The sequence below is a fragment of the Methylophilus sp. VKM B-3414 genome (assembly GCF_032248435.1).
Classification (GTDB): Bacteria; Pseudomonadota; Gammaproteobacteria; order Burkholderiales; family Methylophilaceae; genus Methylophilus; species Methylophilus glucosoxydans.
Window position 1 is genome coordinate 52660 of the sequence record NZ_JAVTLI010000006.1, and the last position, 24718, is coordinate 77377.

Below are 24718 nucleotides of genomic sequence, written 5' to 3' on the forward strand. Positions count from 1 at the left end.
TGAGTGATGGATGTCGGGAATCAACATCGCGCCTATCAGCGTGTGATGAATCCTGACTCGCCATTCAGTCGTTCATCAATCGCAAGCGGATAGGCATGTCGCCAGTACAAATAAAACAAAACAGTCATTTGAGTCACTTCCTGTGGTTAGCGGTCACCCTGCTTTGGTTGGGCATAGCCGCCGTTTGTCGGCCACTTACTCTGCCGGATGAAGGCCGCTATGTCGGCATTGCCTGGGAGATGTTGACCTCTGGAAACTGGGCGATTCCTCATTTGGATGGCTTGCCATATTTTCATAAACCGCCTTTGTTTTACTGGATCACGGCGGCCAGTTTCAAGCTGTTTGGCCCTTCGCTGCTTGCGAGCAGGCTGGCCTCCTTGCTGGCTGCCGTATTGATGGCGATCGCGCTGTATTGGTTTACAGCCAGGCATCTGGACAAAAAAACTGCGGTACTGGCTTTTGTCGCGCTCGTGACGCAGCCATTCTTTTTTGCCAGTGCCCAGTTTGCCAATCTGGATATGTTGGTTGCCAGCATGATTGCCATGACGATCATGCTGGCGGCAGAATTTACCTGGAGTATTGAACAAGGCCAGCCGGAGCGGAAATATCTGTATATGGCGATGGTGTTTGCTGCAGGAGGCGTTCTGGCCAAGGGCCTGATTGGCATGGTCTTGCCAGTACTGGTCGTTGGTGGCTGGCTGCTGGTGAGTCGCCGTCTTGCGTCTCTCAAGTATTTCTTATGGTGGCCAGCGCTGGTATTGTTTTTTCTGATGGCCAGTCCCTGGTTTTTATGCATGGAATCGCAGTTTAAGGGCTTTCTGGAGTACTTTTTTATTCATCACCATGTGCAGCGCTTCACCGGCACGCACTTTAACAATCAGCAGCCGTTCTGGTTTTATCTGCCCGTGCTATTGGCGCTGACCTTGCCCGCTTCTCTGTGGTTGACCCGCTTGCGCAAGCACGAAGTCCAGTGCTGGAGTTCACGGCAGCAGGATGTGGCATTGCTGATGGTATGTTGGCTGGCATTGATCCTACTATTTTTTTCGATCCCGGTTTCCAAACCACTGGGCTACATCATGCCAGTTTTGCCGGCGATAGCGGTCTTGACAGCCATGGGTATGCGGCAAGCCTTGCAGCACCGCTTCCCCAAGCGGTTGTGGGTCACATTTTTGGCGGCGGCAGTGACCTGTGTGATAGCCATGGGGATGGTGATTCAGCACGCGCAAAAAACAGCTTCTTTCCTACTGGCAACCAAGGTCCAGCCCTTGGTTAGCAAACAGGATCAATTGATTCTGCTCAATAAATACCAGTTTGACTTGATGTTTTATCTGCGGTTATCGCATCCCGCCTGGATGGTGGCTGACTGGCGCACTGCTGAGTATGAGGTGTTGGACGACAGTTGGGAAAAAGAGTTGATAGAGGCCAAGCATTTTGACCCGCAAACAGCGGCAAACCAGTTGTTAACCGACAGTGTGTTGACACAACACGTTTGCCAGCTAGGGCGGAAGCAGGCCGTTTGGGTGGCGGGCGACCCTGGTAACGCCAACCATTTACCCATGCTCGCCGGCATCGCGCCGATCGCCACTGTGCGAGATCACTATTTGTGGCGATTCAGTCCCGCGCAAGTCTCACGTTTTTGCCTCGCCCAAACAAGGCCTCGTGAGCTCATCACAGCACAGTCTGGCCGCAATAAGCTCTTGCGGTGACGACGTTTACAGGTGATAGTGTGGACTCAGCTTGCGCAGGGTTTCCAGCATGCAGGCCGCATGCTCCGGGGGGGTCCATTGCGTGATGCCATGGCCCAGGTTAAACACATGGCCGTGACCATGGCCATAGCTGGCCAGAATCTGTGCGACTTCTTTTTCGATAGCGGCAGGAGAACTCAACAGGATCGCTGGGTCCATATTGCCTTGCAACGCCACTTTGTCCCCCACGCGTGCCCGTGCCTGGCCGAGATCCACGCTCCAGTCTAATCCGAGGGCATCGGCACCGATGGCTGCCTGTGACTCCAGCCACAACCCGCCGCCTTTGGTAAACACGATGCTGGGCACTGGTTTGCCTTCTGCGGTTTTAGTGAGGCCAGCGACAATTTTCTGCATGTATTGCAGTGAAAACTCCTGATAGCCTTGATGCGACAAGGCCCCCCCCCAAGAGTCAAAAATCATCACAGCCTGTGCACCGGCCGCAATCTGTGCATTGAGGTATTGCGTCACCGTTTGCGCCGTAATCTCCAGAATGCGGTGCAGTAATTCGGGTCTGGCATAGCCCATTTTTTTGGTATTCAAAAAGTCGGTGCCGCCTTTGCCTTCCACCATGTAGGTGGCCAGTGTCCATGGACTGCCTGAAAAACCGATCAAAGGAACACGGCCATTCAGTGCTTGACGGATGCTGCTGACAGCATCAAATACATATTGCAGTTTGGCCATATCAGGCACTTCCAGTTTGAGGATGTCTGCCTCTTCTTGTAAAGTCCGCTCAAACTTGGGGCCTTCCCCTTCTTCAAAATACAAGCCCAGTCCCATGGCATCAGGGACGGTCAATATGTCGCTGAACAGAATGGCCGCATCCAGTTGGGGATAGCGGTCCAGCGGTTGCAGGGTCACTTCGGTGGCAAAGGCCGGGCTCTGGCACAGTTGCATAAAGCTGCCAGCGGTTTTGCGGCTTTCGCGGTATTCAGGCAGGTAGCGGCCTGCCTGGCGCATCATCCACACCGGGGTATATTCAGTAGGCTGGCGCAACAGGGCGCGCAGAAAGGTGTCATTTTGAAGAGTGGTCATTTGCTATGGTTTCGGTTGCCTGTGCTGGTGTGGTCGTACGCACATCAGCTAAAAGCATGATTATAAAGGCCAAGCCGTTGTTTCACCTGAAAGAATGCGGTTTTTTTGCGATATGACAAATAAAAACGCCGATGAAAACCATCGGCGTTTTGCGGTTTCAAGGCAACCTGGACTAGCGTGGCAGAGTAGAGCTACCCATCAGGAACGCATCGACTTCGCGTGCGCACTGACGGCCTTCACGAATCGCCCAGACCACCAGGGACTGGCCGCGACGGATGTCACCGGCAGCAAAGACTTTGTCCTTACTGGTTTTATAACAGCCTTCGCCATCGGTCGTGGCTTTGGCATTGCCGCGGTTGTCTTTTTCCACGCCAAATGCTTCCAGCACTTTTTGTACCGGTGAGACAAAGCCCATGGCCAAAAACACCAGATCAGCAGGAATGGTGAACTCTGAACCTGGAATTTCAGACATTTTGCCGTCTTTCCATTCCACACGTGCACCTTTAAGGGCTTTAACCTTGCCGTTCTCGCCGATCAGCTCTTTGGTTGTGATCGACCAGTCACGGTTTGCGCCTTCTTCATGCGAGCTGGAGGTGCGCATTTTGAGTGGCCAGTTTGGCCACACCATAAATTTGTCTTCTTTTTCAGGCGGCTGAGGCATCAACTCGAACTGGGTGATGCTGGCTGCCCCATGGCGGTTGGAGGTGCCGACACAGTCAGAACCGGTATCGCCACCGCCGATGACCACCACATGTTTGCCGGTGGCTTTAATCTGGTTGGGCACGTTGTCACCGGCTACCATTTTGTTGTTAGGGGTCAGGAAGTCCATGGCGAAATGAACACCATCGAGTTCACGACCTGTCACGGGCAGGTCACGTGGCTGTTCTGCGCCACCTGCCAGGATGACGGCATCAAAGTCACGCTCCAGATCTGCCGCGCTGACATTTTCACCGACATGCTGATTCACCTTGAAGGTCACGCCTTCGGCTTCCATCTGCGCCATCCGGCGGTCAATGTTTGCTTTATCCAGTTTGAAGTCAGGAATGCCATAACGCAGCAAGCCGCCGATACGGTCATTTTTCTCAAACACGGTCACGGCATGGCCTGCGCGGGCAAGTTGTTGTGCTGCGGCGAGGCCTGCGGGGCCAGACCCCACAATCGCCACTGTTTTGCCAGTTTTGTTCGGGTTGATTTGTGGTGTGACCCAACCGTTTTCCCAAGCTTTGTCGATGATGGCGTGCTCGATGGACTTAATCCCGACGGGGTCGTTATTAATGTTCAAGGTGCAGGCTGCTTCGCAAGGTGCGGGGCAGATGCGGCCAGTAAAGTCCGGGAAGTTGTTGGTGGAATGCAACACGTCAATCGCGCTGCGCCAGTCCTGATGATAGACCAGGTCATTCCAGTCAGGAATGATGTTATTGATTGGACAGCCGGTGGTGCAAAATGGAATGCCGCAATCCATGCAGCGTGCCCCTTGCTGTTTGGCCTGGTCGTCTGTCAAATGCAGGACGAACTCTTTGTAGTTCTTGACGCGATCCTGAACGGGCAGATTTTCTTCTGCCAGTCGGCCAAATTCCATAAAACCTGTGACTTTACCCATGTGAAATCATCTCTTCCCAGTTGCTCGTGACAGACACAACTTTAAACAGCCCCGCCAATCACGCGGGGCATTCAATTAACAAAAACGATTATGCGGCTTGCTTGGCGGAGGCTGCAGCCATTTCGGTCAGTGCGCGTTTGTATTCGTTCGGGAATACTTTAACAAATTTTGCACGCGCGGCTGACCAGTCGGCCAACAGTTCTTTTGCTCGAGGGCTGCCTGTCAACGCCAGGTGCTGCTCGATCAAGCCTTTAAGAATCACTTCGTCTGGCTGGCCTAGGTGTTGTACTTTGCCAACATCTGCTTCAGCCGCTTCGACTTTTTCCAGTGACACCATGCTCATATTGCAGCGTTTGGCAAACTGGCCGTCAATGTCGTAAACATAGGCAATGCCGCCACTCATCCCAGCTGCAAAGTTCTGGCCGGTCTGACCCAGTACCACCACGGTCCCGCCAGTCATGTATTCGCAACCATGGTTGCCTACGCCTTCAACCACGGCAGTTGCGCCTGAGTTACGTACGCAGAAGCGCTCACCCGCCACACCGCTCAAGAAGCTGCTGCCTGTGGTCGCACCGTACATCACGGTGTTACCAACGATGATGTTTTCATAGGACAAGCCACGGAAGGTTGCAGGTGGTTTGATAATGATCTGACCACCACACAGGCCTTTACCCACGTAGTCGTTGCCTTCACCTGTCAGCTCAAAGGTAATGCCCTTGGCCAGGAATGCCGCAAAACTCTGACCGGAGGTGCCAGTGAATTTGACGTGGATGGTACCGTCAGGCAGACCGGCGTTGCCATAACGGCTCGCCACTTCGTGTGACAGCATGGTACCTGCTGTACGGTTAGTGTTCACAATTGGCAACTCAAGCGTGACTTTTTCGCCTTTTTCCAACGCCGGTTTAGCCAATGCGATCAATTGGTTATCCAATGCTTTGGCGATGCCGTGATCTTGCACGTCATTGTTTTTGCGTGCCACACTGGCTGGCATGTCTGGCAAGTGGAACACTTTGCTGAAGTCCAGGCCATTGATCTTCCAGTGCTCTATGCCGGCTTTCATGTCCAGCAAATCGGCACGGCCGATCAAGTCATCAAACTTGGCAATGCCCATGCTGGCCATCAGTTCACGCACTTCTTCAGCGACAAAGAAGAAGTAATTCACGACATGCTCAGGCTGGCCGGTAAACTTCTTACGCAGCTCTGGATCTTGGGTGGCAACACCGACCGGGCAAGTGTTCAAGTGACACTTACGCATCATGATACAGCCTTCAACCACCAGCGGTGCAGTGGCAAAGCCAAATTCGTCCGCACCCAGCAGTGCGCCAATCAGTACGTCACGGCCGGTTTTCATCTGGCCATCGACTTGCAGCACCACGCGACCACGTAACTGGTTGAGTACCAGCGTCTGCTGCGTTTCAGCCAGACCAAGCTCCCATGGCGTGCCTGCGTGTTTGATCGAAGAAATTGGTGAGGCACCTGTCCCGCCGTCATGGCCAGCGACCACGATGTGATCAGACTTAGCCTTGGCCACACCCGCTGCCACGGTACCGATGCCGGTTTCTGACACCAGTTTGACCGAAATCGAGGCTTTTGGATTGGCGTTTTTCAGGTCATGAATCAGCTGCGCCAAATCTTCAATCGAGTAAATGTCGTGATGTGGTGGTGGAGAGATCAAGCCGACGCCAGGCACCGAGAAACGCAGTTTCGCAATGTAGGGGGACACTTTGTGGCCAGGCAACTGACCGCCTTCCCCAGGCTTGGCACCTTGTGCCATTTTGATCTGGATCTGGTCAGCGCTGCTCAGGTATTCGGCAGTCACGCCAAAGCGGCCAGAGGCCACCTGCTTGATGCGTGAGCGCAAAGAGTCACCCGCTTGCATTGGCACATCTGCTTCAATCAAGTCTGTGCCCAATACGGTGGCCAGGCTGGATTCTGTTTGGACCGGAATAAAACGTTTGACGTCTTCACCGCCTTCGCCAGTATTGGACTTGCCGCCAATCCGGTTCATGGCAATAGCCAAGGTGGCGTGCGCTTCGGTTGAAATGGAGCCCAAAGACATGGCGCCAGTGGCAAAGCGTTTAACAATCTCTTTGGCCGATTCCACCTGATCCAATGGGATCGCTTTACCCGCCGGTTTGATTTCAAACAGTCCGCGCAAGGTCATGTGGCGACGTGTCTGATCGTTGATCAGTGCGGCGTACTCTTTGTAAGTTTCGTATTTGCCAGTCCGGGTCGCGTTCTGCAATTTGCTGATCGACATCGGCGTCCACAAGTGCTCTTCACCGCGTACACGGAAGGCGTACTCACCGCCCGCTTCCAGCGCATTGGAGAGCACGGGGTCATTCCCAAATGCTTGCATGTGCATACGTACAGTTTCTTCGGCAACTTGCTCCAGACCGATGCCTTCAATCTGGCTGACCGTGCCAGTGAAATAGTCATTCACAAACTGGCTATTGAGGCCGATCGCTTCAAAAATCTGTGCGCCGCAGTAAGACTGGTAGGTCGAGATGCCCATTTTGGACATGACTTTGTACAAGCCTTTGCCGATCGCCTTGACGAAGTTTTTGCCGGCTTTTTCAACATCGCCGGTCAGGGTCTTGATGGTTTCGTACACCAGCCATGGGCAAACAGCTTCCGCACCATAGCCTGCCAGCAGGGCAAAATGGTGTACTTCACGGGCTGAGCCTGTATCAATCACCAGACCGGTGCTGGTACGCAAGCCGGCTTTGACCAGAAACTCATGCGTGGCCGAGCAGGCCAGCAGGGCTGGAATGGCAATACGGTTCGCTGAGACGGCACGGTCCGAGAGGATCAGTACGTTATAGCCGTCATGCACGGCTTTTTCGGCTTGGTCGTGCAAGACGTCCAGGGCCTGTTTCATGCCGGTTTTACCTAACGCGGCATCATAAGTCAGGTCAAGGACGATGGACTTGAACTGGCCTTTGGTCAAAGACTCAATCTGTTTGAGTTTTTCCAGGCCTTCCAGGCTCAACACTGGCTGGCCGCTTTCCAAACGCAATGGCGGGTTGGTCTCATCAATCGCCAACAGGTTGGGTTTGGGGCCGATAAATGTCACCAGTGACATCACCAGCTCTTCACGGATTGGGTCAATCGGCGGGTTGGTCACTTGTGCAAACAACTGTTTAAAGTAGTTGTACAGCGTCTTGGCTTTGTTGGACAGCACGGGCAAGGCCGCGTCGTTCCCCATGGAGCCTGAGCCCTCTTCGCCGTTGTCTATCATGGGTTGCAAGACAAACTTCAAGTCTTCCTGAGAGTAACCAAAGGCTTGTTGGGTATCCAGCAAATCCGCTTTCAGGCTGACTTCGCCATTGCCTACGCCAGGCAAGTCGGTCAAATGGAAGCGGGTCTGTTCAATCCACTGGCGATAAGGTTTGGCTTGTGCCAGTTCAGTTTTGACTTCTTCGTCGTCGATAATGCGGCCTTGCTCCATGTCGATCAGCAACATTTTGCCTGGCTGCAAACGCCATTTTTTAACGATTTTTTCTTGTGGGAAAGTGATCACGCCCATTTCAGACGCCATCATGACGATGTCGTCTTCGGTCACCAGGTAGCGGGCTGGACGCAAGCCATTACGGTCAAGCGTGGCACCAATCATTTTGCCATCGGTAAACGCGACTGCAGCCGGGCCGTCCCATGGCTCCATCAGTGCCGCGTGATATTCATAGAACGCACGGCGGTCTTCGTCCATTAATGGGTTGCCTGCCCAGGCTTCCGGGATCAGCATCATCATGGCGTGTGGCAGGCTATAGCCACCAGCCACCAGCAGCTCAAGACAGTTATCAAAGCAGGCGGAGTCGGACTGGCCTTCTGCAATCAGTGGCCACAGTTTTTCCAGGTCTTCACCCAGCACCGCAGATTTCATGGTCTCATGACGGGCGGCCATCCAGTTCACGTTGCCTTGAACGGTATTGATTTCACCGTTATGTGCAATCATGCGGAAGGGGTGGGCCAGATCCCAGGCTGGGAAGGTGTTGGTAGAGAAACGCTGGTGTACCAGAGCAAGCGCTGAAATCACGCGCTCATCTCTCAAATCTTTGTAGTAGACACCGACTTCATTAGCCAGCAGCATGCCTTTGTAGACGATAGTGCGGGAGGAGAATGAAGGCATGTAGAACTGCGCTTTGTCTTGCAGGTTGAGCGCGCGAATCGCGTGCTCAATGCGTTTGCGGATCACAAAGCATTTGCGTTCAAAGGTGTTGCTGTCGGTCACGGTGCTGGCAATAAACACCTGGCGCATTACAGGCTCAACCGCGCGGGCGGCGTCGGCAATATTGCTGTTGTCGACCGGCACATCACGCCAGCCCAGCAGGGTTTGATTTTCTTCTGCAATGATTTTGGCAAAGATGGCTTCGCATTTCGCGCGGTTGTCTGCGTTTTGTGGCAGAAATGCCTGACCGACGGCGTATTGTCCGGCTGCTGGCAAGGTCATGCCCAGCTTCGCAGCCTCTTCGCGCATAAAGGTATCTGGCATCTGCATCAGCAAGCCCGCGCCGTCACCCAGTTTAGGGTCGTAACCGGTCGCGCCGCGATGGGTCAGGTTGTCCAGCAGTTGCAGGCCTTTAGCGACAATGTCGTGGCTTTTCTGGCCTTTAATATGGGCGACAAAGCCCACGCCACAGCTATCTTTCTCGTGGCGTCTGTCATATAAACCCTGGGATTGAGGAGCTAAACCGAATTGGTCGTCCCGGGCGGTTGCGGTATCTTGAGAAGCACTCATCAGGTTGTTGTCAGACTGCATGTCCATTGCCAGATTCTTCACTTACAAAACATTTGGAGGAACCTTCAATGATACCGTTAAAGTTTAGCAATTTCAATTGTTTAGCCTGCGTTAAATAACGGATAAAGGCATTTTATTTTTTAGTTGAGAATGGTTTTTATTTACCAACTGATTGCACTTTAAGTTGCACAAATACCAGAGAGCTAACAGGGTTTTAAAATGGCGTGGCTCCGTTGAGTCTGTCACGATTGTGAGGCGGTTTATCCCTGAATAGAGCACTCCTGGCGAGTCCGTTGATCAGAGATTGCGATTGGATTGTCTTTATATAGACGGCCTGCCAGAAGGTGTCAGGACGCTCAGGGGGGCGTCATCCGGCATGGTCGGTGATGTGGGGATTTGTTTGCGTGGCGAGCCTGAGTGGCAATCGCCACGCAAACGTCTGGCTTACAGGCTGGCAAAGGCTTGTTCGGCCGCCTGTATGGTTTGGGCGACATCGGCATCGGTATGTGCCGACGAGACAAAGCCCGCCTCAAATGCGGATGGCCCCAGATAAATGCCGCTGTTCAGCATGCTGTGGAAGAAGTGATTAAAGGCATTTTTATCTGCCTGCATCATGTCGGCGTAGCTGGTGGGGTTGCTGGCGCTAAAATAGAGGCCAAACATGCCGCCTACGCTTTGTGCGCTAAATGTGACGCCCGCTTTGTGTGCTGCCTGCTTCATGCCGTCCATTAACTGCGCTGTTTTTGCCGTCAGTGCCTCATAAAAGCCGGGTGCCTGGATCAGTTTGAGGGTGGTCAGCCCGGCGGTCACTGCCACGGGATTGCCTGACAGCGTGCCGGCCTGGTAAACCGGCCCTAGTGGTGCCAGCACGCTCATGATGTCTTTGCGTCCACCAAAGGCGCCTACGGGCAGGCCGCCTCCAATGACTTTGCCCAGGGTCGTCATGTCCGGTCTAATGCCATACAGTGCCTGTGCACCGCCCAGTGCTACGCGGAAGCCGGTCATGACTTCATCAAAAATCAGTACCGTGCCATGTTGGCTGCACAGTTCACGCAAAGTGGTTAAGAATTCGCGGTGAGGCACAATCAGGTTCATGTTGCCGACTACCGGCTCCAGAATCACGCAGGCAATCTCTTCCCCCATGCTGGCAAAGGTGTCTTTGAGCATTTGCGAGTTGTTGTAATTGAGCGTCAGGGTGTGCGCAGCGACTTCTGGCGGGACACCGGCGGAGCTGGGTTCGCCAAAGGTGAGCAAGCCGGAGCCAGCCTTCACGAGCAAGGCATCGGCATGGCCGTGGTAACAGCCTTCAAATTTGATGATTTTATTGCGCTTGGTAAAGCCACGGGCCACGCGAATGGCGCTCATGGTCGCTTCGGTCCCGCTGCTGACCAGGCGTACTTGTTCCATGCTGGGCACAAGTTGATTAATTAATTCAGCCATTTCGAGCTCGAGGCCGGTTGGCGCGCCGAAACTCAGGCTGTTGGCGGCCGCTTGCTGCACTGCCGCAACAACTTCCGGGTGGGCATGTCCCAAAATCATGGGGCCCCAGGAGTTGATGTAGTCAATGTATTCTTTACCATCCGCATCCCAGAGCTTGGAGCCGAGGCCCTTTTTGAAAAAGATGGGCGTGCCACCGACGCTGCGAAACGCACGTACCGGTGAGTTGACACCGCCTGGAATCAGTTGCTGGGATTTTTCAAACAGTTGCTGGTTGCGAGAGGTCATGACGGAGCAATCGGATAAACATTAAAAACGCTATTCTAGCAGAGCCTCTGGGGTTGATCATGCGTACGCTTGGCCGGATGGCTTGTGGTCAGCGAGTGTGCCCAAGACTATTGAGTCTGGCTGGCGAGCTGTTGAAGGTGGCGCTCAGCCTCCGCCTGCAAGCTTGGCTGCGCGGATTGTTGAGCGAGCAAGGCCAGTCCTGACCAAGCTTCCAGATAGTTCGGCTCCAGCTTAGTGGCTTGTAAATAGGCTTGTTGGGCTGCGGCGAGGTGCCCTTGCCCATGAAGTGCACTGGCTAAATAAAAGTGTGCTTCTGCAGCCTCTGCTTGCTGGCTTAACCAAGTGCGCGCAATGTGCTCTACGGCCGGCCAGTCGCTGTTTTGGTAAGGAATCACCACTTGCATCCAGAATGGGCGCTCATTCAGCGGTAAGTCCCAAAAGGGAGTGGCGTCGGCCTGAATGCTGTTGCTGGCTAGTTTGCCAAGCAGCGTTTGTATCCACTCGACCGGCACACTATAAAAGTAGGCCTGTTTGCCGGGACTTTTAAACGTGCTTAAAGCAACCAGTTCGCCTGTCTGGTTAAAGGTCGGGCTGCCACTGGCGCCCATGATAAACGCGGCATCGGTGCGCACAATCAGGCTGTCATCATAGGGGTACAAGGCTTTTACATGGCCTGCGATGGTTTGTGGCTTGGGCGGTCCACCTGGAAAGCCGATGGAAAAGACGGCATCACCATAATGTAAGGCGGCGGTTGTGCCCAGCTTGACTGGCGGCAGTTCCAGATATTGAAATTTCAACAGGCAGATATCGTGTTTCCAGTCCGCGACCATGCCAACCGGGCTGACGCTATCACCGAATTTGGAAACGCTAACGCCGCTGCTGTTCGCCAGCACATGGCAATTGGTAGCCACTGTATCTGGCGCCACAACCACGCCGCTGCCGACGCCGTGACCGCCCGTTTGCGTCATGCTGTGCACTTTTACCACCGAGGCTTTCAGCCGGTAAACCAGCTCATGGTCGAGCTCGGCATGGGCCACCAAAGCGCTCGTGCTGAAGAGCATGAAGCAAACAAGATTGAATGAGGGGCGCATACAAACTCCCATGGTTGGTGATGAAGGCAAGCTACCTCGACTTTGTCAGCTGCAATTGCAAAAAATTCTGCTTGCCCTGACACAATATCTGTGAAAAGCCATGCAAACAGCGCTAGAATAGCCGGTATTTTTTGATTGTTTAAGGATTTATCATGCTGATTACGAGCGAAATCGTTGATTTGGACACCCCGACCGGGGTGATGCGTACTTATGTTCATCGTCCAAAACACGATGGCAAAGTGCCTGCGGTTTTGTTTTACTCTGAGATTTTTCAGCAGACCGGTCCGATTGAGCGCGCAGCGCGCTTTTTAGCAGGGCATGGTTATGCCGTGCTGGTGCCTGAAGTGTTCCATGAGTTGAATCCGATTGGCACGGTATTGGGCTATGACGATGCTGGCCGTGACAAAGGCAATGCGGACAAAATGGCCAAAGATGTGCAGGCCTACGACACGGATAACCGCGCCATGATTGACTATCTGAACAAGCAAGCCTGGTATGACGGCAATTTGGGTGCGGCCGGTTTTTGTATCGGTGGTCACCTGGCTTTCCGTGCAGCTTTGCAACCCGAAGTCAAAGCGACGGCCTGTTTCTATGCCACCGATTTGCACACCAACATTATCCCGAACCAGCCTGGTCAGCACAGCATGGACCGTGTCGGCGAAATCAAGGGCGAGTTGCTTATGATCTGGGGCAAGCAAGACCCTCATATCCCGGGAGATAAGCGTGCAGAGCTGTATAACCGCTTTGCCGCGGTGCCCGGACTGCATTACACCTGGCATGAATTTAATGGACAACATGCCTTCATGCGCGATGAAGGGGAACGTTACGATGCGCAGCTGGTCAACATTGGATATCAATTGACCTTGCAGATGTTCGGTAACGTACTCAAGTAACCGACTGGAACACTTGAGCGAAAGAAAACTAAGGTGCTGAAAATGTTATGCCAGTTGCGATTCTCAAAACAACTTGCATGGGATATTCAATACATACCCTAGTCCAAGCACAGGCCAAAAGCCTGTGCTTTTTTTTTCAACTAAATTAACCATTGTTTAGAGAGAACTATGACTATAAAAAATGCGGATATTGGATTGGTAGGATTGGCAGTGATGGGCCAAAACCTGGCGCTTAACATTGCTGATCACGGCTATACCATTGCGGTCTATAACCGTGACCCGAAAAAAATGCTGAACTTCATCGAGGAGTGTAAAAAGAATGAGCCCTCACATGAACGTGTGGTAGGGCATGCTGATTTGGCCTCTTTTGTACTGAGCATCAAGCGTCCACGCAAGATTGTGTTGCTGGTGAAAGCCGGGAGTGCGACCGACGTGACCATTAACGCCCTGCTACCTTTCCTGGAGCAGGGGGACATTATTATTGATGGCGGCAATGCGCTGTGGACGGACACCATCCGTCGCGAAAAAGAGCTTGCTGCCAAAGGCATTGAGTTCATTGGTTCCGGCGTGTCTGGTGGTGAAACCGGTGCCCGTTTTGGTCCATCGCTGATGCCTTCCGGTACACGCAAGGCCTGGGCTAGTCTGGAGCCTATCTGGCGCGATATTGCAGCCAAAGTGGATCCTGTGACAGGTGCCCCGTTAGAAGGTGGCGCACCTGGCAAACCAGTTCAGGGTGGGTTCTCTTGCGCGGAATATATCGGCCCGGACGGTGCAGGTCACTATGTAAAAATGGTGCACAACGGTATCGAGTACATCGATATGCAGTTGATTTGCGAAGCCTACTGGCTGATGAAAAATCTGCTGGGCATGCCGGCCGATGAAATCGGCAAAGTGTTTGCCGAGTGGAACAAAGGTGAGCTGTCCAGCTTCCTGATTGAAATTACGGCCGATATCCTGCAGCAAAAAGATCCGGCTGGCAAAGGCTTCCTGGTTGACCAGATTCTCGATACGGCAGGCCAAAAAGGCACCGGCCAGTGGACGGCGGCCAATGCGCTCGAACTGGGTGCGCCCGCCAATGCGATTGCAGCTGCCGTCTATGCGCGTGCATTATCCAGCCTGAAAGAGGAGCGTGTTGAAGCCAGCAAGATCCTCAAAGGTCCAGTGATTGTGCAAGAGAAAGACAAAGTTGCAACCATTGAGGCGATCAAGAATGCCTTGTATTGCTCCAAAATCTGCGCCTACGCACAAGGCTTCCAGCTGATTGATAAGGCACAAGTGGCTTACAACTGGAAACTCAACTTCGGTGAAATTGCCCAGATCTGGCGTGGCGGTTGTATCATCCGCGCGCGCTTCCTGCAAAAAATCACCGATGCTTATGCATTGAACTCACGCCTGAAAAACCTGATGCTGGATCCATACTTCACCAATGCGATGAACGAAGGTCAGGCCGGCTGGCGTAAAGTGATTGCGTTGGCTGTGACCAATGGCATTCCGGCACAAGGCTTCGCGGCGGCATTGGCTTACTATGATGGCTACAGAAGTGCTGACTTGCCAGCCAACCTGTTGCAAGGTCAGCGTGACTACTTTGGTGCGCATACCTATGAGCGCAAAGATCAGCCACGTGGTCAGTTCTTCCATCTGGATTGGCCAGAAGCTGGACGTCCACAGCTATCGGTTGAGTAATCTGCAGTTATCGCATGATAGCAGTGACCGCTCTTACAGGTAGTCGCTGCTTTTGAGTCAACCGCTGAAAATAAAAAAGATGGCGATAAAAGCCATCTTTTTTATTTGTCTCATCATTACCTCTACTTTAACGCAGAGACTTCGATATCGCAGTCGTTGCGCAATTTTTGGGTAAAGGGCGCCCGAAGTGAGTTTTCACATATTTCCGGCTAACCCAAGATTGGATTCAAGCATCCAACCTGAAAATCAGTGACCCGTTGCGGGGTCGGTTTGAAACGCCCTGTGTATTAAACGCAGTCGCAACTCGATTCCAAAAAGCGATGAAGCTCGTTGATTGCTTTCAGGTGTTGCTGTTCTTCGGCAAACGCTTTAGCGTTGGGAGCAGCATTGTTGAGGCTAGGGGCGTAAATTTCATCAATCAAGAAATGTTGTGATGAAACGGCTTGGTAGGATTCTACGATTTGCATTTTTACTCTTCCTTTTGGGATTCTCAATATTCATTACACAAAACAACGAATTGTGTTCGCCGTGCTTGTGGCGCCAAAATTAACAAAAAGTTCATTCTGCAGCAATGCGGAATTTGCCGTAGTGACCAAACTTGTCAAATTCTTCAGGCATATTTGTATCGCTACAACATTAAAGCAAACATGGTGCCATGTTCACGCTTAAAATAACGCATACTCCTCCAGGTTGGATGACACGTGTTGAAGATGGCTTGAAACCATGTGACGTAAAAACTGAAAGCCAAATCCGCTGATTTTTCGTAGAATAACGGCTTGTTTAATAAAACCTTTAAAAGCAGCATGCAAATTTTCGTCAATGGTAAAGCCATGCAACTTGCCGCAGAGGCCATGAGTGTGCAAGCGTTGGTCGAGCAGATGCAACTGACAGGCAAGCGCATTGCGATTGAGCGTAATGGCGATATTGTGCCGCGTAGCCAGTTTGCCCACGTGCAGTTGCACGCGGATGACAAGCTGGAAATCGTCGGTGCGGTCGGTGGCGGTTGAGCGCGATCTCATCAGCGTTATGCAGCTAAGAATGGAATAGAAAGTTTAATGATGAATGATGCTTTAGTGATTGCCGGTCAATCTTATCAATCCAGACTGTTGGTTGGCACCGGCAAATACCAGGACTTTACGCAGACACGCGCTGCGATAGACGCCAGTGGCGCTGAAATTATTACCGTGGCCATCCGCCGGACCAATATCGGTCAACATGCAAGCGAACCTTCTCTGCTGGAGTATTTGCCGCCGAACGAATTTACTTATCTGCCGAATACCGCGGGTTGTTACAGTGCTGAAGAAGCCGTGCGCACCTTGCGTCTGGCGCGTGAGTTGCTGGATGATCACCGCCTGGTCAAGCTGGAGGTATTGGGTGATCCGAATACCTTGTATCCGAATGTGACCGAAACCATTGCTGCGGCCAAAACGCTGGTCAAAGAAGGCTTTGAGGTCATGGTATATACCTCGGATGACCCGATCATCGCCAAGCAGCTGGAGGACATTGGCTGTGTGGCAGTGATGCCCTTGGCCTCGCTGATTGGTTCCGGCATGGGGATTTTAAATCCATGGAATCTGCAAATTATCATCGAAAATGCCAAGATCCCGGTCTTGGTGGATGCTGGCGTAGGCTGTGCGTCTGATGCGGCGATTGCGATGGAGTTAGGCTGTGCCGGCGTGTTGATGAATACTGCTATTGCGGCTGCGCGTGACCCGGTATTGATGGCAGGCGCCATGAAAAAAGCCATTGAGGCTGGCCGTGAGTCCTTTTTAGCCGGACGTATGGCGAAAAAGCTGTATTCTGCCAGCCCTAGTTCACCAACCACTGGCATGATAGGATAAATGTGACCGAACGCGCCCTCTATGCCTGTCAGGTATCTGTCGAGACAGAGTACTTGCCTGATCAGTCTTCGCCGGAAACGGGGCAGTACATCTATGCCTATACGATTACGATCCGCAATACCGGGCAAACGCCTGCGCAGTTGATCAGTCGACATTGGGTGATTACCGATGCCATGCAACAGGTGCGGGAAGTCAAAGGGCTGGGGGTGGTCGGCGAGCAGCCCTTGCTGGCGCCCGATGCAGAATACCGCTATACCAGTAGCGTCATGTTCAGTACACCCAGTGGGGAAATGTATGGCACTTATCAGATGGTGGCCGTCGATGGGCACTGGTTTGAAGTCGATATCCCGACGTTCTGGTTGCATCAGGCAGCTGGGCTGCATTAAACCGCACGCGCAAACATTTGCCTCTTCTGCTGTCTGCTGCATGAGGCCGCAGACCCATCAATGGTCTTTAAGTTGAAGTCACAAACGTGTTAACCATCAAAAACAGTTCTGTCATCCGTCTATGTCTTGTCCTCTCCAGTCTGCTATGGCTGGCAGGATGTCAAACGGTGCCAACGCCGGACAGCTCGGGCAGAACATCGCCAGCTCCGAGCAAGCCTGCGGTTGAAAAGCCCGGTACGAGTAGCAGTGTCCCGCCTGTTACGCCATCACAAGCCTTTGAATTGCTCCAGCCTGCGCAGTGGGCCGACCTGCCAGGGTTGGAAAAAGAAGACTGGGTCGCCAGCTGGAAGGCATGGCTACAAGGGTGTCAGGGGCTCAAAAACAAAGCGGACTGGAAAGCGGTTTGTGCTGCCGCGCTCTTGGTGCAGGCTGAGGATGTGTCTGCCATTCAGGCCTACTGGCAACAATATTTTAATGTGTATGCCACGCGGCAGGCGGATGGCGCCTCGCAGGGCTTGATCACCGGCTATTATCAGCCTGTGTTGCAAGGGGCTAGGCAAGCAAGTCCGCGTTACCGCGTCCCGCTTTATCAAGTGCCGTCGGATTTGATTACCGTGAATTTGTCGGCATTGTTTCCCGAGCTCAAGTATAAACGCGTGCGTGGCCGCTTGCAGGGCCAAACGCTGATTCCCTATTACACACGGGCAGAAATTGAGCAGCCGCAATCGCCGTTGAATGGCAGTGAGTTAATCTGGGTCAGCGATCCGGTAGAAGCATTTTTTCTGCAGGTACAGGGGTCGGGCATCATTGCGCTTGAAAACGGCGAGCGTGTTCCCGTAGGTTACGCCGACCAGAATGGGCACCCTTACCAGTCTATTGGCAAGATCCTGGTGGAGCGCGGAGAAATGACCGCCAGCGAGGCTTCCATGCAGGGAATCAAGGCTTGGGCACAGCAGCATCCCGAGCAGTTACGCGGTTTGCTGGATGCGAATCCCAGCTATGTGTTTTTCAAGTTGCTGCCACCGGGGTTGTCCGGCCCATTAGGCGCATTAGGGGTGCCGCTCACAGCTGAACGTAGTGTTGCGGTCGATCCGTTTTACATTCCCCTGGGCGCCCCGGTCTATCTGGCGACCACTTACCCCAATGATGTGGCACCTTTGCAGCAATTGATGCACGCTCAGGATACGGGGGGGGCGATCAAGGGCGGCGTGCGTGCCGATGTGTACTGGGGAGAAGGCGAGGCTGCTGGCAAGCTGGCGGGGGCCATGCGCCAACAAGGGAAATTATGGGTGTGGTTGCCCAAAACGTTCCCGTTGCCACATTGACCGAGATGCGGCAGCTGAAGCAATCTTCTGAGCGGGCCTGGCAACGCGCTGTTGTTGGTCAAACACCCTTCAGGTCCTGGTTGCAGGAAAGGGGGTCATTAACTGCCCGCCTGAAAAAACATTATCCGGCGTTTTCGGTTGAGCTGTTGGCCCAAGCCTGGCGCAAGCCGCATGTAGACGAACAGGCCATGTTGCGCCTGAATGCGATGTCCCGTGCATGGGTGCGAGAAGTCATGTTGCGCGGAAACGGCCAGCCGCGCGTGTTTGCGCATAGTGTCATCGCGCGTCAGGATTTGCGCGGACCATGGTGCCGCTTGCGTGCAATCGGGCGGGTGCCGCTCGGGGCAGCGCTGTTTGCCAATCCTAAAGTCACACGTGGGCCGTTGCAGTTCCGCAAATTGTACGCACAGCATCCCTTGCATCAGGCGGTATGCCGCTATCATCCGCAGTTGCAGCAACATCCCCTTTGGGCAAGACGCTCCTTGTTCCGTCTGCATCATCACCTTTTGCTGGTGACAGAAGTGTTTTTGCCTGCTTGTGTGGATCATCCCCATGATTAATTTTTTAATCGGAAAGCTTTTGTAATGCAGTCAACCATCAACTGGCATGCGTATTATCGCTTAACCCGCCTGGATAAGCCGGTCGGGATTTGGTTGCTACTCTGGCCCACATTGTGGGGGCTGTTGATTGCAGGCGCAGGGTACCCTGATCTATGGGTGGCAACCGTGTTTGTGTTGGGTACGATACTGATGCGCTCAGCCGGCTGCGCATTGAATGACATTGCCGACCGGCACTGGGATGGCGCGGTGGCGCGCACCCAACGCCGGCCGTTGGCGACCGGGGAGATTTCTGTCAAAGAGGCTTATGCCGTGGCGGTAGCGCTATCTTTGATAGCGTTTGTGCTGGTGTGTACGCTGGGCATGCAAGTGGTGCTGTGGTCCGTCCCAGCTTTGTTTCTGGCGGTAAGCTACCCGTACACCAAACGCTTTTTTGCCATTCCACAGGCCTATTTGGGTATTGCGTTTGGCTTTGGTATCCCGATGGCATTTGTTGCCTTACAAGGGGCTGTGCCGGCAACTGCCTGGTGGTTGTTGCTGGCGAATGTCTCCTGGTCAGTGGCCTATGATACGGCTTATGCCATGGTGGACCGTGAGGATGACCTTAAGATCGGCATCCGTTCATCCGCGATTACCTTTGGTCACCGTGAGGTATTCGCGATTATGCTGTGCCTGATTGCCACGCTGGCCATGATGGCCTGGGTCGCCATTCAGCTCAGGCTGGGCTGGCCATTCTGGCTGGGTTGGGTGGCCGCTGCCTTACAGTTATTCAGGCAATATGGACTGATCCGTACGCGTCAGCGTGCGCAGTGTTTCAAGGCATTTTTGGAGAATATCTGGATAGGCGCGGCATTAACGGCAGGCATCGCGGGTGCCTATTGGTTAGGCTGATTTGCGTGCACCAGCGGGCTCACCCAGCTCAAAGGTGAAGTCGGTCCAATACTGGAAGGGCGCTTGTTCTGCCGGAGCGAGGATATAGATGTCTTCAGAGAGTTGCTGCAACTCGCGCAAGTTACCATTGATGGAGGTCTCTTCGTCCGGGGCTTTGGGCGCAGGGGGCATTGCAGGTAGGTTTTGTGTCTGGCAGGCAATTTCTTTCAATAGCATGAGGTCTTCAAAGACGCTACGCTCAAAACCCATACGCGGCACAAGGCGGGTGTTGTAAACCAGGTCGTCAATCAGCGCAATCACCTGCGGCGTGCCCCAGGCCTGCTGCAAGGCTTTCATCACGCGCGGGAAAGATTCGATGCCTTGTTGTTTGAGGTCTGGCGCGTGCTCTACATTCAAGTTGAAGTGCTTGCGGCACTCGCTGGCCATCATGTCAAACTCCTGGTGCTTGCCTTCTTTGGATAATAAATCCAGTAAATACAGCCACATCCAGGGGGAGCATTTCGGGTGTTTGGCCAGGTGTTGTTGCAAGTGCTCAATGGCCTGATTCACTCGACCATGTGTGAAGAGTCTGGAAGCATCTTGCATCACGGACTGCGTGCTTTTTTGTGAGCTGAGTTTTTGTGGAACCGCTTCGAGCCCGAGCACATCATCATTGGCGTGGATAGGAACCGACTTCAAGCGACTTCCGGTTCGTTGGGTATAGGGCGGTTGCGTTGCACCAGAGACTGGTTGTGCAGGACTTGGTGAGCTGGTGAGTGGCGGCAAAGTGGTTGCGAATCGCTGGCTGGTTTGCGGCTGGGTCGCCGGACCGGTGGATTCTTCCGTGGCTGAGGCTGGTTGACGGCCTTTGGCGCGCTTGGGTACTGCTGCATGCCGCCTGAGCCAGTCGGCAAAGAAAAAGCCGCTGGCGATCAAGGCCAGGCCTAGCGTCATCACCAGTGTGCGCAGCAGGTGGTTTTCATTCTGCACATGGACCAATTGCGATTTCAGAGAGGCAAGTAAATTCGTTTGCGCCATTGAACTGGCATAAAGGGCATCGGATTTGCTTTGCAAGGTGTTAAATGCCTGCTGCAATTCATTGATTTGTCCCTGTAGCTTGTCGTAGGCCTCCAGCGGGATGCTCTCCTGTATCGGTTGAGAGGGTGCCTGCGGGGTCGAGGTGGGTGCCTCTGCCGTAATTGGCTGGGTCGCTGTTTGCTGAGGCGCCTCTACTTCAAACGACACTTTCATGTCCGGGTGCAGGGTAAAGGTCTGCGCGGTGCGTTGGCATGTATCTGTTAGGGTGACTTTGACCGGGCTGCTCATTGCGCGGTCGGACCATAGCATGAGCATGCCTTGATCTGTGCTCAGTGTGGTGTATTCCAGATGCACAAAATCAGCCACAGATTGCTGCAGTTGAAAACAGCTGATGTCCGTACTGGATGTGGCATGTGTGATCGGCACTTGTGCCAACAGGGGTTGGCCAGGTTCAGACTCAAAGCGGAATGCGGATAAATCCGCGGCCTGCACGAGTGAGGTTGGCGCTAACAAAAGCAACAATGGCAACGCCATGCAGCGCAATGCTGTTGTAATCGTGGACTCTCGCGTCTGTGAATGGCCTGAGCGCATGAAAATATTATTTTTTAATCTCTGCGGTTGAAATGATTCAGTGCATCAAGTCGAAACTTGAGCTAATATAGCATCTGTTTGCAATTATTCCTGATAAAACAAAGATCTTTTGCTTAAAAAGCATACTTTACTTCAACTTATTTGCAAAATTGATGGCAAACAGCCCCAAATCTGCAGCCTGATAAGATCATCAAGGCTCGCGGCATTGGTCAGGGATTATTTTAGAATAATCCGTTGACAAGCTTTCTCAAGCTAGCATATAATCCGCCCTCTTAATTTATACGCTATAACTCGGTAGTTATAAAATGAAAACTTTTTCAGCAAAATCGCATGAAGTACAACGTGACTGGTTCGTGATTGACGCCACTGACTTGGTATTGGGTCGTCTGGCCAGCGCAATCGCTCATCGTCTGCGTGGTAAGCATAAAGCTATTTACACACCGCACGTGGATACAGGCGACTACATCATCGTAGTCAATGCGGACAAAATTAAAGTAACCGGTAACAAGGCTGGTGACAAGCTGTACCACCGTCACTCTGGTTATCCAGGCGGTATTACAACCACTTCATTCTCCAAAATGCAAGACCGTTTCCCAGGCCGTGCATTGGAAAAAGCAGTGAAAGGCATGTTGCCAAAAGGTCCTTTGGGCTATGCCATGATCAAAAAAATGAAAGTGTATGCGGGTGACAAGCACGAGCATACTGCGCAACAACCGCAACCATTAACCATCTAATTCAAGACGATTAGGATAAAACATGATCGGTAAATACAACTACGGCACAGGCCGCCGCAAAAGTTCAGTGGCACGTGTGTTCATCAAGTCCGGTAGCGGCAATATCGTTGTAAACGACAAGCCAGCTGACGTGTACTTCTCACGCGAGACTTCTCGCATGATTTTGCGTCAACCTCTGGAATTGACCAACAACACTGCGAGCTTTGACATTCTGGTCAATGTGCATGGTGGTGGTGAATCCGGTCAAGCTGGTGCAGTTCGTCACGGCATTACCCGTGCATTGATTGACTACGATGCTGCGCTGAAGAGCGCATTGTCCCACGCTGGTTTCGTAACACGTGATGCACGTGAAGTTGAACGTAAGAAAGTCGGTCTGCGTAAAGCGCGTCGTCGGAAACAGTTCTCCAAACGTTAATTTTTCAACGTTTGTTACAAACCTGTTGTGCAAAAAGGTCGCATTGGCGGCCTTTTTCATTTATATTAATTAACTTTTTACGCAGTGTGCGTTTTAACTCCTCAACTGGGTAAGGCAGATGGAAAAGATTAAGGTAGGCATCGTTGGCGGCACAGGATATACCGGTGTAGAGTTATTGCGCTTGCTGGCGCGTCATCCCAATGTGCAATTGCAGGTCATTACTTCACGGGGTGAAGCGGGCCTGCCTGTGGCAGAGATGTTTCCCAGTTTGCGTGGCGTCGTTGAACTTGCCTTTAGTGACCCAGCGACCGTTGATCTGACCCAATGTGATGTGGTGTTCTTCGCCACGCCCCATGGGGTGGCCATGGCGCAAGCGCCTGCGCTGGTAGCTGCTGGCGTGAAGGTGATTGATCTGGCAGCAGATTTCCGGTTGCAGGATGCCGCTGTCTTTGAAAAATGGTACAAACTCCCCCATAGCTGTACCGATATTTTGCAAGATGCCGTCTACGGCTTGCCAGAGCTATATGGCGAAGAGGTGCAGCAGGCGCAAGTGATTGGTAATCCAGGGTGTTACCCCACCACCGTGTTGCTGGGGTTGGCGCCCTTACTTGAGCAAGGCTGGATTGATTTCTCGGTGCCAATTATCGCGGATGCGAAGTCGGGTGTCTCCGGCGCCGGCAGAAAAGCAGAAGTGTCTACGCTGTTCTCTGAAGCGAGTGATAACCTCAGAGCCTATGGTGTGGCCGGGCACAGGCATCATCCCGAGATTCTGGCACAACTCAAAAAACTGTCTGGCAATGAAGCTGTCCAGCTTATCTTTGTGCCGCATTTGATCCCGATGATACGCGGCATGCTCAGTACGCTCCATGTCAAACTCAATAGGCAAGCGCAGCGGGCATCCATTCAGCAGGTGTATGAGCAACGCTACCAGGGGTCGACTTTTGTCGATGTGATGCCGGCCGGTGCGCTTCCCGAGACACGCTCGGTCCGTGGATCGAATGTTTTAAGGATGGCGGTGTACCCACAGGCGGATGATTATGTCACAATCATTGTCGTGCAGGACAACCTGGTCAAAGGCGCCTCTGGTCAGGCGGTGCAGAACATGAACCTGATGTTCAATCTGGCCCCTGAGGCTGGTTTGCAAGTATTGCCATTGTTGCCATAATGATCAGGCCTATCCGCAGAAGACTCAGGAATCACTTTGGCCTGACTGCCAAACAGGTGGCTGTGCGCTCACACCGTCCCTGGTACTTTCAGGGGATATTGGCGGTTTCCTATGTGGTGATTGGGTTTGCATTGGCCTACTGGGTGTTGCATGATGATGATAGTGAAAATATTCGGCATCGCCTGCGCCAGGTCACGACGGAAAATATTGAGTTGCAGAAGAAACTGATCGCTTCCCAGCGTGAGTTACAGGTGGAATTGGCAACGAGCAACAACCTGGCCAAAACACTGACTGCGCAGCAGGACGAAAATATCAAGCTCAAAGAGGAGCTGGTTTTTTACAAGAACATGACCAAGCATTGAGTCTATGCCATCAGCGCTGACGCAATCAGGATTGCCATTTAAGTATATCGGAACAGGAAGTCGCATGTTTTTCAAGAAAAGTGTTCAAATTGACAGTCACATTGATACCCTGATCGGGCATGAAACGCAGTTAAATGGCAATATGCAGTTTGCAGGTGGCTTAAGAGTAGATGGCTTGATTGTTGGTAATGTCATTGAAAAGCAAACGCATCCCAGTACACTGATTATCAGTGAAAACGGGGCGGTGACCGGTAGTGTCGAGGCCTCCAAAATTGTACTGAACGGCATGATACGCGGGCCGGTGCGGTCTTCCGTCTTTATCGAGTTGCAAAGCAAGGCGCGTATTATCGGTGACCTGTATTACAAATCGCTCGAAATGCACACCGGTGCCGTGATTGAAGGAAAACTGATTTATCTGGGTGAGCAGTCGGAAGCAAGCCCCACAGACACATCAACGACAGAAGCCACTTAAACGCAGCCACTTGAAATCCGGCGGAATACCGCCATATACTGAATACGAATTTTACAGGAGTCTATGATGACCACAGAAGCCACCCTTGAAATGCCTAGTCCTTTGGTATTTACCGATAATGCTGCCAGAAAGGTCAAAGAGCTGATTGATGAAGAAGGTACGCCAGAGCTGAAACTGCGTGTGTTTGTGAGCGGTGGTGGTTGTTCCGGCTTTCAGTATGGCTTCACCTTTGAAGAAGAAGTGAACGACGACGATACCCAAGTTGACAAGGACGGCGTGACCTTGTTGATTGACCCGATGAGCCTGCAGTATCTCATGGGCGCAGAAATCGACTATACCGATAGCCTGCAAGGCTCGCAATTTGTCATTCGTAACCCGAATGCGACCACCACTTGTGGATGCGGTAGCTCGTTCTCGGTTTAACTCACTGGTGCGCCTAAAAGCCGGGTTAACCC

The 24718-nt window shown here is 52.7% G+C and carries 22 protein-coding genes; 15 read left to right on the forward strand and 7 right to left on the reverse strand.

Annotated features, from left to right (window positions below):
- Positions 1 to 95 precede the first annotated feature (95 nt).
- Positions 96 to 1706 (forward strand): glycosyltransferase family 39 protein, encoded by a 1611-nt coding sequence (locus Q9292_RS06615; RefSeq protein ID WP_313986210.1) that lies wholly within the window; start codon positions 96 to 98, stop codon positions 1704 to 1706.
- A gap of 6 nt (positions 1707 to 1712) precedes the next feature.
- Here Q9292_RS06615 and hemE read toward each other — a convergent pair whose 3' ends face one another.
- The 5 genes from hemE to Q9292_RS06640 form a co-directional block, all read right to left on the reverse strand.
- Positions 1713 to 2777, reverse strand: a complete 1065-nt coding sequence (hemE, locus tag Q9292_RS06620) for a uroporphyrinogen decarboxylase (protein WP_313986212.1) — start codon at positions 2775 to 2777, stop codon at positions 1713 to 1715.
- A 172-nt stretch (positions 2778 to 2949) separates the two neighbouring features.
- Complete coding sequence (locus Q9292_RS06625; RefSeq protein WP_313986214.1) at positions 2950 to 4377, reverse strand: glutamate synthase subunit beta; 1428 nt, start codon at positions 4375 to 4377, stop codon at positions 2950 to 2952.
- An 88-nt stretch (positions 4378 to 4465) separates the two neighbouring features.
- Positions 4466 to 9115, reverse strand: coding sequence for a glutamate synthase-related protein (locus Q9292_RS06630; RefSeq protein WP_409934478.1), 4650 nt, complete (start codon positions 9113 to 9115; stop codon positions 4466 to 4468).
- 444 nt (positions 9116 to 9559) lie between these two features.
- Positions 9560 to 10840 (reverse strand): glutamate-1-semialdehyde 2,1-aminomutase, encoded by a 1281-nt coding sequence (gene hemL, locus Q9292_RS06635; RefSeq protein ID WP_313986216.1) that lies wholly within the window; start codon positions 10838 to 10840, stop codon positions 9560 to 9562.
- A gap of 107 nt (positions 10841 to 10947) precedes the next feature.
- Positions 10948 to 11901 carry a serine protease gene (locus Q9292_RS06640; protein ID WP_313986218.1) on the reverse strand — a complete coding sequence of 318 codons (954 nt, stop codon included), beginning with the start codon at positions 11899 to 11901 and terminating at the stop codon, positions 10948 to 10950.
- Positions 11902 to 12083: 182 nt separating this feature from the next.
- Here Q9292_RS06640 and Q9292_RS06645 point away from each other — a divergent pair, with 182 nt between their 5' ends.
- Entirely contained in the window at positions 12084 to 12824 is a 741-nt protein-coding gene (locus Q9292_RS06645) for a dienelactone hydrolase family protein (protein WP_194749726.1), read from the forward strand.
- Positions 12825 to 12992: 168 nt separating this feature from the next.
- Entirely contained in the window at positions 12993 to 14507 is a 1515-nt protein-coding gene (gene gndA / locus Q9292_RS06650) for an NADP-dependent phosphogluconate dehydrogenase (RefSeq protein ID WP_194749725.1), read from the forward strand.
- 287 nt (positions 14508 to 14794) lie between these two features.
- On the opposite strand, the gene Q9292_RS06655 is transcribed toward gndA, so the two are convergent.
- Positions 14795 to 14974, reverse strand: coding sequence for a hypothetical protein (locus Q9292_RS06655; protein ID WP_194749724.1), 180 nt, complete (start codon positions 14972 to 14974; stop codon positions 14795 to 14797).
- Between the two features lie 336 nt (positions 14975 to 15310).
- Between Q9292_RS06655 and thiS the strand changes: the two genes are divergently transcribed.
- The 6 genes from thiS to ubiA all read left to right on the forward strand — a co-directional run bounded on the left by thiS (position 15311) and on the right by ubiA (position 19507).
- Positions 15311 to 15514: a sulfur carrier protein ThiS gene (gene thiS, locus Q9292_RS06660; RefSeq protein WP_194749782.1), complete on the forward strand. Its 204-nt coding sequence runs from the start codon at positions 15311 to 15313 to the stop codon at positions 15512 to 15514.
- A gap of 51 nt (positions 15515 to 15565) precedes the next feature.
- Positions 15566 to 16348 (forward strand): thiazole synthase, encoded by a 783-nt coding sequence (locus Q9292_RS06665; protein ID WP_313986372.1) that lies wholly within the window; start codon positions 15566 to 15568, stop codon positions 16346 to 16348.
- Positions 16349 to 16350: 2 nt separating this feature from the next.
- On the forward strand, positions 16351 to 16734 hold the full coding sequence (apaG, locus tag Q9292_RS06670; RefSeq protein ID WP_275356445.1) for a Co2+/Mg2+ efflux protein ApaG: 384 nt from the start codon (positions 16351 to 16353) through the stop codon (positions 16732 to 16734).
- 167 nt (positions 16735 to 16901) lie between these two features.
- Positions 16902 to 18059: a murein transglycosylase A gene (locus Q9292_RS06675; RefSeq protein ID WP_313986223.1), complete on the forward strand. Its 1158-nt coding sequence runs from the start codon at positions 16902 to 16904 to the stop codon at positions 18057 to 18059.
- A 5-nt stretch (positions 18060 to 18064) separates the two neighbouring features.
- Complete coding sequence (locus tag Q9292_RS06680; protein ID WP_313986225.1) at positions 18065 to 18619, forward strand: chorismate--pyruvate lyase family protein; 555 nt, start codon at positions 18065 to 18067, stop codon at positions 18617 to 18619.
- A 24-nt stretch (positions 18620 to 18643) separates the two neighbouring features.
- On the forward strand, positions 18644 to 19507 hold the full coding sequence (ubiA, locus tag Q9292_RS06685; protein WP_313986227.1) for a 4-hydroxybenzoate octaprenyltransferase: 864 nt from the start codon (positions 18644 to 18646) through the stop codon (positions 19505 to 19507).
- On the opposite strand, the gene Q9292_RS06690 is transcribed toward ubiA, so the two are convergent.
- The gene (locus Q9292_RS06690) at positions 19499 to 21058 is read right to left on the reverse strand and encodes a hypothetical protein (RefSeq protein ID WP_313986229.1); all 1560 of its coding nucleotides are present in this window, start codon (positions 21056 to 21058) and stop codon (positions 19499 to 19501) included. The two genes, ubiA and Q9292_RS06690, sit on opposite strands and share 9 nt — an antisense overlap.
- Positions 21059 to 21420: 362 nt before the next feature.
- Here Q9292_RS06690 and rplM point away from each other — a divergent pair, with 362 nt between their 5' ends.
- The 6 genes from rplM (at position 21421) to erpA (ending at position 24686) form a co-directional block, all read left to right on the forward strand.
- Positions 21421 to 21849: a 50S ribosomal protein L13 gene (rplM, locus tag Q9292_RS06695; RefSeq protein WP_194749720.1), complete on the forward strand. Its 429-nt coding sequence runs from the start codon at positions 21421 to 21423 to the stop codon at positions 21847 to 21849.
- A gap of 22 nt (positions 21850 to 21871) precedes the next feature.
- Positions 21872 to 22264 carry a 30S ribosomal protein S9 gene (gene rpsI / locus Q9292_RS06700; RefSeq protein WP_049639496.1) on the forward strand — a complete coding sequence of 131 codons (393 nt, stop codon included), beginning with the start codon at positions 21872 to 21874 and terminating at the stop codon, positions 22262 to 22264.
- 118 nt (positions 22265 to 22382) lie between these two features.
- Positions 22383 to 23429, forward strand: a complete 1047-nt coding sequence (argC, locus tag Q9292_RS06705; protein WP_194749719.1) for an N-acetyl-gamma-glutamyl-phosphate reductase — start codon at positions 22383 to 22385, stop codon at positions 23427 to 23429.
- Positions 23429 to 23791, forward strand: a complete 363-nt coding sequence (locus Q9292_RS06710) for a hypothetical protein (protein ID WP_194749718.1) — start codon at positions 23429 to 23431, stop codon at positions 23789 to 23791. The genes argC and Q9292_RS06710 overlap by 1 nt, the downstream gene beginning before the upstream one ends.
- Positions 23792 to 23855: 64 nt before the next feature.
- Positions 23856 to 24263, forward strand: a complete 408-nt coding sequence (locus Q9292_RS06715) for a polymer-forming cytoskeletal protein (RefSeq protein ID WP_313986234.1) — start codon at positions 23856 to 23858, stop codon at positions 24261 to 24263.
- A gap of 66 nt (positions 24264 to 24329) precedes the next feature.
- Positions 24330 to 24686, forward strand: a complete 357-nt coding sequence (gene erpA, locus Q9292_RS06720) for an iron-sulfur cluster insertion protein ErpA (protein ID WP_313986374.1) — start codon at positions 24330 to 24332, stop codon at positions 24684 to 24686.
- Positions 24687 to 24718 lie beyond the last annotated feature (32 nt).